Origin of the sequence: Helicobacter pylori, assembly GCA_008032955.1 — a bacterium.
GTDB lineage: Bacteria > Campylobacterota > Campylobacteria > Campylobacterales > Helicobacteraceae > Helicobacter > Helicobacter pylori_DC.
The window spans coordinates 735745-748684 of the sequence record CP032046.1; the positions used below are offsets into that span (position 1 = coordinate 735745).

Consider the following 12940-nt stretch of genomic DNA (forward strand, 5'->3'; position numbering starts at 1 on the left):
ATAGTAAAAATTAAGTTAAATTCAGCAAAAAAGCCATCTCTTCGGCGACTTTTCTCGCGCTCCCATGTTTTAAATATTCCCTTAATCTCAAACTTTCTTTAAAATAGCGCTCTCTATCCATTTCTTTATACGCTTTTAACAAACCCTCTACGCTCAAAAAATGCTGGATTAATTCCGGGTGCAATTGGCTCTCCCCAAGCCCAGGAGTTTCATCATTTAAGGCGTTATAAAAAATATTCGCTAAACCTATATAATGCAAATTGACAAACATTCTAGCGATCAAAAAATCCATCGTTTTAGCCCTATACGCCAACACAAAAGGCGTGCCAATCAAGGCGGCCTCTAAAGTCGCCGTGCCGCTGCAAATGAACGCAAACTCCGCTTCAAACAAACTCTTATGCGCATCATAAGAAATTTCAAATAGTTTGATGTCTTCTCCATAAAAAGCTTTCAAATCCAACCCCTTAAAGAAACTCGGCACGACTAACACACGCCTTTTAAACCCTTCGTTTTGTTCTAAAATTTGAGCCGCTTTGACAAACAAAGGGAACATTTTAGCGATTTCGCTTTTTCGACTCCCTGGCATAAACACCAGAGTTTCGCCCTTAATATCTTTTTTATAATATTTAATTTCATCTAATAAAGGGTGTCCCACATATTGGGCTTTTTTTTGGTAATAGCCCACTTCAAAAGGCAAAATCGCCCCCAAAAAATCGCAGTATTTTTCAAGGCTTTTAGTGCGCCATTTTTTCCATGCCCAAACTTGCGGTAAAATATAATACATGATTTTTTTATGCGGATCTTGTTTTTTGATTTTTTTGGCTAGGGGGATATTGAAAGAAGAAGAATCCATTAAAAGCACCAAGTCCGCTTGTTTGGCTAATTGGACCATTTCTTTATGGGCTTTGAGTAAAAACCCCAAACGGCCTATCACATCTCTAAAACCCATGACAGAAAATTCCCTAGGGCTATAGAGCGCGTCTTCCCCTTCAAACACCCCAATGAAACGATAATCTTTGGGTAAATTGTGCCGTAACTCCTCTAAATGAACATTAGAACTCGCTTCTAAAGCGCTCACTAAAATCGTGGGCATTATTTGTCTTTCAAAAGGTTTTGGACTTGATAGAGCTTGATTTCTTTATGCAAATCCCTCAATTCAATTTTGAGCAACGAATTTTCAAAATCTTTTTTAGAGAGATGGTTTTTTAAAAGCCTGTTTTCGCGCAAAACGCTGCGGTATTGCAAGTAAATCCCTTCATCAAACACGCGCTTGCTTGGTTTTGCCATGATAACCTGATTATCACTAGTGAAAACCTCCAACTCTTCAAGGGCTTTAGGGAAAATCCATTCTTCTTCTGTATTTTGTGTTTCTTTGTTTAAGCGGGAGTTTTCTTTTTCTGATTTTTTTTGATAGATTTCTTGTTTCAAACCTTTTAAAACGCTCTTTTTCTTACGCAAGATTTCTTGGACCTGCTTCAATTCCAAACGGATTTTTTTTAAAACTTCTCTAGTGTCTTTAATTTCTTGCTGGTAAGCGTTCAATTCTTCTTGCATCGGTTTTTATTCCGCTAACATTTCTAAAGACAACAAACGCATTTCATTGCCTTGAGTGATAATGACATTCTTGCTGTGGCATTTCTCACACACCCCATAATCTAGGGCGTTAGGCTTAAAAACATGCGAACAATCCTTGCATTCTAATTCAACCTTTTCATCTACAATGTCTAAAATAGCGTCTTTACACACCAAAGATTCTTCTCTAAAAGTCTCAAACGCGCTCACAAACAAGCTCTTATCCATAGCACTTCTTTCGCCAATACCAACCACGACTCTTTCAATCTTATGGGCTTGATTTTTCTTCGCATGCTCTTCGCAAAGAGCGATTAAAGAAGAAACGACCGAGTATTCATGCATACTAAACCTTAATCTCTAAATTAGCCCCTATTATATTGTATTAGAGTAATCCTTTGGTTTATTGCTTGAGATTCAACAGGGTGTTAAGGATTTGATCGGATGTGGTTACCGCTTTAGAGTTCGCTTGAAATCCCCTTTGAACCACAATCAAATTCGTTAAACTCCGGCTCAAATCCACATTACTAGATTCTAATTTAGATCCTGAAATTGAACCCCTACGCCCCGTATTAGCCGCACCGATTAAGGCTTGCCCTGAGTTTCCGGTTTGAGAAAAGACATTTCCGCCTAAAGCCTGTAAGCCCGCATCGTTAGCGAAATTCGCTAAAGCCACTTGAGCGAGCGCTAAAGTCCTACCATTACTGAACGCTCCTAAAAGCACCCCGTCTGAATCAAAGCGGACATCCATCAAATCGCCCGCTTGATAGCCGTTTTGCTCAATCGCATAAGTTTCAGAAATCTTATCCACGCTCGTTAGCCCGTCAAAACTCCCTGAGGAACCAAAGGCTAAATTGATGCGTTGGGGAGCATCAGCACCATTTTTAGGATCAAATTGCAAAAGAGGCGGGTTCATGCCTGCAAGCGATCCGTCGTTATTAAAATGCAAACGGCCTCCTTCAAACACATTAGGCCTAGCCGCTGACCCCCCTACTAATTCCCCAGGCTCAGGCACGATCACTCTAAAATTCCATTCCGCTCCCCCACTCCTATAAAACTCAATGCGCATGGCGTGTTTAGTGCCTAAGCTGTCTATCACATCAATGCTTGTCGCATGGGTAGCGTGGGTGAATTTAGAACTGCTCGCTGACGCCCCTCCTTCAATCAAAGAAGCGGTATTAAGCCCTTTCATCGCGTTTTTAAACAAAACATTGTTCGTTACGCTGTCTGAAGAATACCCGCTCACAAAGATATTGAGATTTTCTTTAATGACATTTTTATTGTCTTTATTATTGATTTCAAACATGCCGTATTGATTGACAGTAACCCCTATAGAAGCGGCTGAGTCCTGGTAATTGTCCGCTAAACTAGGATCTTTAACGATATTAGCGTCATGCTGGATTAAGGCGCGCAAGTCTTCAGTGGTCCTAAACTGCCCAATATCCGCATTAGGGCTGATAGAATGCGTATAACTATATTTGAAAGCCGTTACATCTTTATCGCCGTCTAAAAAGTTAGCGAACGCTCCGGTCCCGGCTTGAGTAACCACAATGTTTTTAAGCTTTTCATCGCCGTCTAATTCATTGGTGTTTTCCAAACGCAATTGCTTGCCGTCCAAATAAGCTTCAATCCCTGTTTGGCTTTTGACCGCATTGATCGCATTTTTCGCTGCCACTAAGCTTGAAGTCCTGCTCACCGCTGAATCGTTCGTGAAAGAAATCTTAACCCCATTCAATTCAAGCGTGCTGTTTTCTGCAGAAGGGAGGATGTCTTTAACCATTTTCGCACTCTTATAGCTCACCCAAATCCCTTGGTTTTCATTCAATAAAAGAGCGTCGCCATCTTCATTGTATAAAGATCCCATGTCTTCGGCGACTTGAGCTAGATTCGTGCCTGAATCATACACCGGATTAATGCCATCTGAAGGGGTTTTGGCTGAAGAATCCAAAGCGAATATCGCCGCTGTTTGATCGGCATGCCTTCCAGCGTTTAAATTCGCCCTCATAGAAATGCGGTTACTCGCTCTAGCAGGCATCACCATTCCAGGATCAATCCTAATGTTTTCTAAAGGGCCGGTGTTATCCACTTTTAAAGCGTCCGTATCGCTCCCTTTATTGCCGGTATCGCTCCCGTTTCTCACCCACCCTTGCACCACAAGCCCACCGGTGGTAACCAAACTCCCTTGCGAGTCAAAAAGAAACTCCCCATCTCTAGTGAAATTGCGCGTGATCCCCCTATCAGGGCTAATGATAAAGAAGCCATCGCCTTGAATCGCTAGATCGGTTTTGACATCTGTGTTTTGGATATTGCCTTGTGAAAAGATTTTAGTCGTCGCATCCACGCCTACCCCAAGCCCCACAGAAAAGTCATTCTGCCCTGCCAACCCATTTTTATAGGGCGCGGTAGCGATGAGTTTGACTTGAGAGAGCATATCCACAAAAGAAGCCCTAGAATATTTAAACCCAGTGGTATTCACATTCGCAATATTATTACTCTCAATATCCAAAGCGATTTGGTGGGCTTGCATCCCATTGACACCAGACCATAAAGATCTAAGCATGGTTATCCTTTAATTTAAAGAAATTCAATCTATGCAAAATAAAGCAAAAGTTGTTCCTAAATGGCTTTTTAGAATGATTGGTTGCGGATTTTAAAGTTTTATTGATAAAAAAAGATCAGTCAAATTCATGAGAGGATAGGGGGTTTTGTAACACTACCCCCTATAACGCTTTTTAAAGCTTATCGCTCAAATTTAGAGTTTAACTCGCTTTAGTGCAAAATCGCGCATTCATGATCTTGAATCTCTTCGGCTGAAGCGCGATTTAAAGTCAATGGGTTAAATTGTGTCGCTAACAAGACAAAAGAGTTATCGCTTTGTTGCACCACCGCCAAGCCATAGTCTCCCATGCGTTTATGCGCGTTAGGCACTTCTTTATTAAGCATGATAAATGGGCTTTTTTGCGCTAATTCACTCTCTGTTACCCGACGCGCCAAATATTTATGCCCGTTCAAGCCACCTGATAATGGCGACCAACGGCTGTTGATTTTTTTTAGGTTATTATCCAGCTGTTTGCGCGCATCAAGGCTAATGCAAGAGATATGGATATGAAAATGGTTTTGTGATCGCCCTTTTTTAGAGTTAATCGTCAAAGAAATTGCGCTATCAGGAATGGGTTTGCCGTATTTTTTACTCATAAAATTGCGCACTTGCCATGATAAGTAAAAAAGTTAGGCGTAGAAGGATCAAGCAGCAAAGGGCTTTCAATACCGCTAATGTGGGTTGTTGGCATCAACAAATATTGCAACGGGCCGTTAATATCTTTTAAAACCACATAACCGGCATCGGGTTTGATTTCTATGCATGGCGAAGGATTCTGACTTTTCTCATAATTAGGCAGACATTTCTCAAAAACAATCTTACGCAACACATTCGGATCTTTGGCGTTTAAACTCATAACAGCGATAGCTACCACCGCTAAAAAAAGAAAGCCCATTTTTTTCATCTTTTTTGCTCCTTGTTTTTAATGAGAGTTTTTACAAACCCTCTTGTTATTTTTCTACAATAGTGGTTAAAAGCTTTAATTATTATGATTATTTTAACGAATTTTAACTTATTAGTAACTTTTAGTAACCTATTTCTAAAAAGAGCTTTTTGAATACCAACGAAAAAAACTTAAATTGATAATATTAAAAAAGCTAAAAGAATTTTTTAAAATATTAAATAGCTTGTGCTAATCAAGCGATAATTTTTCGCCATGCGATCTTAGGGGGTTGGTGCTTATCAAATTAAAGCGTTTTATAACCTTGCTTTAGGTAATATCATCAACCTAATACCACAATAAGGACGATCATCATGCAAGATTTACCCCCATGCCCTAAATGCAACGACGCCTACACCTACCATGATGGCACGCAGTTCGTTTGCTCTAGCTGTTTGTATGAATGGAATGAAAATGAAGTTAGTAATGAAAGATTAATCGTTAAAGATTGCCACAATAATCTTTTACAAAATGGGGACTCGGTCATTCTCATTAAGGATTTAAAGGTTAAAGGTTCATCTTTAGTGCTTAAAAAAGGCACCAAAATCAAAAACATCAAACTTGTCAATAGCGATCACAATGTGGATTGTAAAATAGAAGGACAGAGTTTGTCTTTAAAATCTGAATTCCTTAAAAAAGCTTAGGAAATACAAAAGCTTAAAAATAAGAAAGTTTAAGGACTTTCTAGCCCTATAAAAACAACTATTTTTTAGAAAAAATCAACTTATCCAATTTGAAAAAAATCACCGCTCCAATGGTTTGCCCCAAGAAAAGATTGAGCCACAACGGAAAATTGAAATAATAAAAAACCTCCATAAAAGGCAACATCACCAACGCGCTCAACATCCATCTAAGCCAATAAACCAAAAACAGCTTGGAAGCGTATTCTGCACCAAGTTTCTTAAAAAATTCTCGCATAAGACAACCCTTTCAAATCCTTTTTGCAAACCCTCCTAAAAAGGAAAGCTCACCATCAAGGAATATTCCTAAATCTCATGCCTTTAGACAATCGTATAGGACACTCTTTTTTCAAATAACTTGCTCTCATAGTTATTCAAATCCCTACCATCTACAAGGGCAAAAGCATCGCCAAAAGTCGCCAATAAGGCAGAATCTAACTGCATGTCTTTATGGCGATTCAATGGGATAAAGACTTCCTTGTGATTATTTTGAAAATCAAACGCTAGAAATGAATCTTTCAAATACACTTCCACTCTAGGAGCGTTTTTCACCACGCTGTTTTGACCTAGTTTCAAGCCTTGCACTTCAGCGCTTTTAATCCCGCACGCATGACATAAGGACACAAACATGCTCTCTTGTGAAATGGTTGCAAACCAAGGCAAACTATCTCGTTTAGGTAAATTTTCTTTACCCTCTAAAGCCTTTTGTCTCTTGGGCATCTCATGCTTGATGAACGCATAAAAGTTACGGACGCTTTCTTTAGGGGTTGTTCCCTTGAGCTGGTTGGCAATGTTAGCCACGCTCGCATCGTCTCTTTCATAACGCCCCATTGCTACAAAATCGCTCGTTTCAAACAAACGCTCATTCAATTGATAGCTAGCGATCTCATAAGACAAATGGACTTGCTTTTTTTGAGCGCTTTTTAAAAAATCCACTTGCAAATAAGGCACTCCAAAATTGAGCATGCTTTTATAGCTGGCATGGTTGCCTTGTAAATGCACATTGCTCGCTACAACACTCGGCATGGGAATGAAAAGTGAAGTGTGTTCTGCAGAATCAAAATCAATGCTGTATTGAGCTTCTATTTTATATTTTTTTGCAACACTCCCTTTGCTTTCTTCTGCTTGCAAAATCTGTGCTCCTAAAACAGCACCTGTAGCGCCTAAAGCAGTCGTTTTAATAAAATCCCTTCGTTTCATAACTATAACTCTTTATTGTAATTTTTAAATTCGTTGAATGAATGAAAAAATAGGACACACCACCAAAGGATTGATGAGTATCCAAAAACCTAAATTTTGAAAGACAAAGCGTTCCTAAAAATAAGAACGCTTAAAGAAAAGGGTTACTTTTTCTTTTTTGTGTGGTGCATGTCTTTTCCATGCATGTCTTTCATCATTTTTTGGTGTTTTTCAAGAGCTTTTTTAACTCCCTCAGCGTATTTGGGGTCAGCTTTCTTGAAATGCTCCAATTGTTTATCCACAATTTCCTTATGGGTAACATGAGCTAAAGACTCTCCAATAGTGTCATGCAACCTTTCTTTTTCATCAGCTGGCAATGAGCGGTAGTAATCACCTGGTTGGGTGTAGTAATCACTATCCTCAGCTCTGTAATCCCAATTCCACACTTCAAACTCTTTCTCAATATGAGCTAAGTTGAACTTAGGATCCCTAGTGCTCTTATCTTCTTTATAACCCGGCAATGAGCTAGGCGTATAGTTTTGTAAAGAGCCGTAGTACCCATTTTGCATGTAACCATCTCTGCTAGAAGAGTGGAATGGGCATCTTGGTTTATTAACCGGTATTTGAGGATAATTAACCCCTAAGCGGTAGCGGTGTGTGTCTCCATAAGAGAATAAGCGCCCTTGTAACATCCTATCAGGGCTATAGCCAATTCCAGGAACGACATTAGCCGGAGAGAATGCCGCTTGCTCCACTTCTGCGAAGTAGTTTTCAGGATTTTTATTCAACTCTACAATGCCCACTTCCATCAACGGATAATCTTGGAGATACCAGATTTTAGTAACATCAAACGGATGGAATCGATACTTCTTAGCGTCTTCTTCTGGCATCACTTGAATGCTTAATTTCCATTTTGGGAAATCCCCTCTAGCGATCGCATTGAATAAATCCCTTTGATTGGAATCTGGATCATGCTTTCTGATTTCTGCGGCTTCTTCATTAGTCAAGTGCTTAACGCCTTGCATGGTTTCAAAGTGGAATTTCACCCAAAAGCGTTCACCTTTAGCATTGATAAGACTGAAAGTGTGGCTGCCAAAACCATCCATGTGGCGGAAAGATTTAGGGATCCCTCTATCGCTCATAACCCATGTTACTTGATACAAGCTTTCAGGAACATTACTCCAAAAATCCCATACCATGTCATGGTTAGGCAAATTGGTTTGAGGATCTCGTTTTTGAGTGTGGATGAAATCAGGGAATTTGATCGCATCACGGATAAAGAAAACGGGTGTGTTGTTCCCTACTAAATCCCAATTACCTTCTTCAGTGTAATACTTCATCGCAAAACCTCTAGGGTCTCTTACCGCATCCGCACTGCCTCTTTCACCAGCCACAGTAGAAAATCTGAAAAAGCATTCTGTTTTTTTGCCTACTTTAGAGAAAATTTTCGCTTTAGTGTATTTAGTGATGTCTTTAGTCACGGTGAAAGTGCCATAAGCTCCGCTTCCTTTAGCATGCACTACCCTTTCAGGAATCCTTTCTCGATCAAACGCCGCTAACTTTTCCAAAAACCAAGTGCTTTGCAATAAAACAGGACCTCTAGGGCCGGCCGTAATCACATTGTTGTCATCCCAAACGGGAACGCCAAAAGCAGTGGTTTGTTTCACATCTTTATTAACCATCTTTTTTCCTTTATTCCTTTATTTTAAATCTTCGTAATCTAGCACTAAACCGATTACTTGTGGTGATTATTACATAATTTGTTATACAAAGACTAACAAGATTCAATTTCCTTAAAAAATCTTTTTTTTAAGAATAAAAAACCCCCTTAAGTATTTCTATTTGTAACAATTAATGAAAATTAAGAAAGATTAAAAACAAAATTTTATTTTTAATCTGGTTTTAATAATAATTATCATACTATTCTTTCTCAATGCATTGACGGATTTTGTTTTTTTTTTTTTTATTTTTTGAATTTTCAGATTAAGGAGAGTTGTTTGATGTTTTTAAGATCATACCCAAAGCTTAGATACGCTTTATGTTTCCCCCTACTCGCTGATACTTGCTATAGCGAGGAGCACACTTTAAATAAGGTTACCACCCAAGCTAAAAGGATTTTCACTTACAACAATGAGTTTAAAGTAACTTCTAAAGAATTGGATCAACGCCAAAGCAATGAAGTCAAGGACTTGTTTAGGACTAACCCTGATGTGAATGTGGGCGGAGGGAGCGTGATGGGGCAGAAAATCTATGTGAGAGGCATTGAAGACAGGCTTTTAAGGGTTACGGTGGATGGGGCTGCGCAAAATGGCAATATCTACCACCACCAAGGCAACACCGTGATTGACCCTGGCATGCTCAAAAGCGTGGAAGTTACCAAAGGTGCGGCGAATGCGAGTGCAGGGCCAGGAGCGATTGCAGGAGTGATTAAAATGGAGACTAAAGGAGCGGCTGATTTTATCCCTAGGGGGAAAAATTATGCAGCCAGTGGGGCGGTGAGTTTTTATACCAATTTTGGCGATCGAGAGACTTTTAGATCGGCTTATCAAAGCGCGCATTTTGATATTATCGCTTACTACACGCACCAAAACATCTTCTATTATAGAAGCGGCGCTACAGCGATGAAAAACCTTTTCAAACCCACACAAGCCGATAAAGAGCCAGGAACCCCTAGCGAGCAAAACAACGCTTTAGTTAAAATGAATGGTTATTTGAGCGATAGAGACACGCTCACTTTCAGCTGGAACATGACACGAGATAACGCTACACGCCCTTTAAGGAGTAACGCTATAGGGTTAGCCTATCCTTGTGAAGCCCCCTTTAGTCCTGATAGTTCTCAAGGGTGTCCTAATGTGTTGGATAGTTTCACAAGATACATGTATCACTCCGTCAATACCGCCAACAATCTTTCCTTACAATACAAAAGGGAAGCGGGAAATTCTTTTGGCGACCCACGATTAGATTTTACCCTTTATACGAGCATCAGGAACGCTCAGTTTGATCCCCTATTTGATCCTAATGGCGTTTATGCTAAATTCCCTACTTCTCAAGCTACTGCATGGGAAAAAGAAAATTACCCATGCGTTGAAGGCGGGTATTGCACCCCAAGCTTTTCTGATGTGGATAAACCAAGCTCACAGCCTAGAAATTTATTTTTAAACAATACCGGCTTAAACCTTAAAGTCGCGCATGTGATTGATGAAGCCACAGACAGCCTTTTTGAATACGGATTCAATTACCAAAATTTAAGCGTTTTTGACGCTCGCATCCCTAAATCAGAATTATACAGGCCTAATCAAGTCTATACTGATGATAAAGGGCAAAAACAAATCGCTTGCAGCCTTGTGGATAATAACCCCAATGACCCTACTTTATGCCAAAGAGGGAAAGCGAACGGGAATATTTATGGAGGCTATGTGCAAGCGAATTATTCGCCTCATAAAATCATCACTTTTGGAGCCGGGGTAAGATGGGATGCATACACGCTTTATGATAAAGACTGGAACCACCGCTACACTCAAGGCTTTAGCCCTAGCGCGGCCCTTGTGCTAAGCCCCATTGAGCCTTTATCTTTAAAAATCACTTATTCTCAAGTTACAAGGGGGGTTATGCCAGGAGATGGCGTGTATATGCGCCAAAACGATTTACGATACGCCAAAAATATCAAGCCTGAAGTGGGCTCTAACGCTGAATTTAATATTGATTATTCAAGTCAGTATTTTAGCGGGAGGGCTGCGGCGTTCTATCAGGCTTTGGATAATTTCATCTCCCAATACGCGCAAAATTTGATTGTAACCAATTTAAATCAAGCGATTAGGATTTATGGCTATGAAGTGGGTGGGACTTTTAGATACAAGGGCGTGAGCTTGAATGTGGGGATCTCGCGCACTTGGCCCACCACCAGGGGGTATTTAATGGCGGATAGCTATGAGCTTGCCGCAAGCACCGGTAATGTTTTTATCATCAAATTGGATTACACCATCCCCAAAACAGGGATCAATCTTGCATGGCTTAGCCGCTTTGTTACCGGTTTAGATTATTGCGGGTTTGATATTTACTTGCCTGATTACGGGACGGCTGAGAAACCCAAAACCCCTACCGATTTAGCCAAATGCGGATCCCAATTAGGGTTAGTGCATATGCATAAACCGGGCTATGGCGTGAGTAATTTTTATATCAATTGGAGTCCTAAAACCAAAAGCCGCTGGAAAGGTTTGCTGCTTTCGGCGGTGTTTAATAATGTTTTCAACAAATTCTATGTGGATCAAACAAGCCCCTATGTCATGAGCCCGGATATGCCAGGCACTGACGCTGTTAAAAGAGCGATCGCAGAGCCTGGTTTTAACGCGCGCTTTGAAGTGGCTTACAAATGGTAGTTAATGGAGCTTTAAGCGTTGCGCATGCGTGATAGCAACGGCTATCGCATCGCTAATATCCAAAGGCTTGATTTCGCTTGTGATATTAAGCAAGCGTTTGACCATAAAAGCTACTTGTTCTTTAGCGGCTTTCCCGTTACCGGTTAGGGCTTTTTTGACTTGCAAGGGCGTGTATTCGCTAAAATTACCAATCCTTTCTAAAATCTTTAAGGACAACGCCCCCCTGAATTGCGCGAGCTTGATCACGCTTTTAGGATTATACGCAAAGAAAATGTCTTCAATCGCTACTTCATTGACTTCGTAACGATCCAATAAGCAATCTAAGGCTTCTATCAAGTCTAAAATCTGTTCTTGCAAGCGTGTCGTGGTGATATTAATGAACCCGGCCGTGATTAAAGAAAGCTTGTTAGAAGTGTGAGAAATGATAGCATACCCGCATTTCCTACTGCCTGGGTCTATTCCTAAAATACGCATCAATCATTCCTATTATTTAATTGCAAGGTTTAAAAAACGCTATTATTATATCCATGTTTCTTGTTAGTGCAAAATACAAGATTGCATTAAAAACTTTTAAAAGATTAGCCTATATATAAGGGAGCAATAAATGAAAGCAAACACAATCATATTAGTGGATTGGGAGAATTTCAGGCGCGATATTAAACAAACAAAATGCGTTAATTACAATATCGCTTTAGATGTGATCGTTACTATCAGAGCTTTTTTACTAGATGATGAATGGATCAGTCGCATTTACTTTTATACCACCCCACCTTTTGATTTTGAACATGCGTTATGGGATAAGAGGAATGACACCCTCCAAAATGAAAAAAATCCGGGAACAGAAATGAAAATCTTCACAAGCAACGACATTGAAGAGATCTTACAAAGCAGTGAAGCGACTAAATGGGAGAAGATTTATAGCGATGTGGAAAATTTCCAACACGATCTAGCTTCATTGGATCAAGTGGAATTGAGATTGGGGAGGACTAAGTTAAACGCAATAAGAGTGGAGTTTGATGGGAGTTATAAGGCGTTATTAGAACAAAAGCAGGTGGATATGCTCATGGGTCTTGATATTCAAAGAATAGCCTTTAAAAAAATAGCCGATAGGATTCTTATATTTTCAAAAGATACGGATTTAATCCCAGCACTCAAATTAGCCAGAGATGAGGGGCTAAGGGTGGATATTGCCGATTTGTCTAACCGATTGTCTCTTCTTAGCCAGGATTTGAAATACAATTCGGATAAAGTGAGGAAATTGAGCAGTAACGAAGTCAAAGACAAGCTTTTTTCCATCAGAGAAAATCTCACTAAAACCAATTGGGCTTTAAACTAAACCATAAAAAGGGTTATTTCATTTTTATAGAGTTTTAAAAATCATTTTTTAAAAACTCAATTATTGGCATTTGATCAGAACAAGGCCAGAATTTTTAAAGGGGTTTTTAGGCTTATCTTTCTCATACTGACCGGGTAGGTTTGGGTAGTTTATTGCCTTGCTTATTCTTTTGTGGTAGGATTGGGGTTATCAAGGTTTAGGGGATTAGTATCTTTCCCCTTGTAATTTGGCGCTAAAGGCGACTCAATTAGCCCATTCCTT

The 12940-nt window shown here is 39.8% G+C and carries 11 protein-coding genes and 1 pseudogene; 3 read left to right on the forward strand and 9 right to left on the reverse strand.

Annotated elements, in window-relative coordinates:
* Positions 1–10: 10 nt before the first annotated feature.
* From D2C72_03585 to D2C72_03605, 5 genes and pseudogenes are all read right to left on the reverse strand, one after another.
* On the reverse strand, positions 11–1093 hold the full coding sequence (locus D2C72_03585) for a lipid-A-disaccharide synthase (GenBank protein QEF43457.1): 1083 nt from the start codon (positions 1091–1093) through the stop codon (positions 11–13).
* Complete coding sequence (locus D2C72_03590) at positions 1093–1554, reverse strand: hypothetical protein (protein QEF43458.1); 462 nt, start codon at positions 1552–1554, stop codon at positions 1093–1095. The genes D2C72_03585 and D2C72_03590 overlap by 1 nt, the downstream gene beginning before the upstream one ends.
* A gap of 6 nt (positions 1555–1560) precedes the next feature.
* Complete coding sequence (gene hypA / locus D2C72_03595; GenBank protein ID QEF43459.1) at positions 1561–1914, reverse strand: hydrogenase/urease nickel incorporation protein HypA; 354 nt, start codon at positions 1912–1914, stop codon at positions 1561–1563.
* A gap of 58 nt (positions 1915–1972) precedes the next feature.
* The gene (gene flgE, locus D2C72_03600; protein ID QEF43460.1) at positions 1973–4129 is read right to left on the reverse strand and encodes a flagellar hook protein FlgE; all 2157 of its coding nucleotides are present in this window, start codon (positions 4127–4129) and stop codon (positions 1973–1975) included.
* Between the two features lie 209 nt (positions 4130–4338).
* A pseudogene (locus D2C72_03605) lies at positions 4339–5072 on the reverse strand (CDP-diacylglycerol diphosphatase).
* A 350-nt stretch (positions 5073–5422) separates the two neighbouring features.
* On the opposite strand from D2C72_03605, the gene D2C72_03610 reads away from it, so the two are divergent.
* Positions 5423–5752 carry an alkylphosphonate utilization protein gene (locus tag D2C72_03610; protein ID QEF43461.1) on the forward strand — a complete coding sequence of 110 codons (330 nt, stop codon included), beginning with the start codon at positions 5423–5425 and terminating at the stop codon, positions 5750–5752.
* A 58-nt stretch (positions 5753–5810) separates the two neighbouring features.
* On the opposite strand, the gene D2C72_03615 is transcribed toward D2C72_03610, so the two are convergent.
* From D2C72_03615 to D2C72_03625, 3 genes are all read right to left on the reverse strand, one after another.
* Positions 5811–6026 carry a hypothetical protein gene (locus D2C72_03615; GenBank protein ID QEF43462.1) on the reverse strand — a complete coding sequence of 72 codons (216 nt, stop codon included), beginning with the start codon at positions 6024–6026 and terminating at the stop codon, positions 5811–5813.
* Between the two features lie 83 nt (positions 6027–6109).
* Entirely contained in the window at positions 6110–6988 is an 879-nt protein-coding gene (locus D2C72_03620) for a twin-arginine translocation signal domain-containing protein (GenBank protein QEF43463.1), read from the reverse strand.
* Between the two features lie 143 nt (positions 6989–7131).
* Positions 7132–8649: a catalase gene (locus D2C72_03625; GenBank protein QEF43464.1), complete on the reverse strand. Its 1518-nt coding sequence runs from the start codon at positions 8647–8649 to the stop codon at positions 7132–7134.
* A 318-nt stretch (positions 8650–8967) separates the two neighbouring features.
* Between D2C72_03625 and D2C72_03630 the strand changes: the two genes are divergently transcribed.
* A complete protein-coding gene (locus tag D2C72_03630) occupies positions 8968–11343 on the forward strand; it encodes a TonB-dependent receptor (protein QEF43465.1) in 2376 nt (791 codons plus the stop codon).
* On the opposite strand, the gene ruvC is transcribed toward D2C72_03630, so the two are convergent.
* Positions 11344–11817: a crossover junction endodeoxyribonuclease RuvC gene (ruvC, locus tag D2C72_03635; protein ID QEF43466.1), complete on the reverse strand. Its 474-nt coding sequence runs from the start codon at positions 11815–11817 to the stop codon at positions 11344–11346. It abuts the gene before it with no gap.
* A gap of 130 nt (positions 11818–11947) precedes the next feature.
* Between ruvC and D2C72_03640 the strand changes: the two genes are divergently transcribed.
* A complete protein-coding gene (locus tag D2C72_03640) occupies positions 11948–12679 on the forward strand; it encodes an NYN domain-containing protein (GenBank protein QEF43467.1) in 732 nt (243 codons plus the stop codon).
* Positions 12680–12940 lie beyond the last annotated feature (261 nt).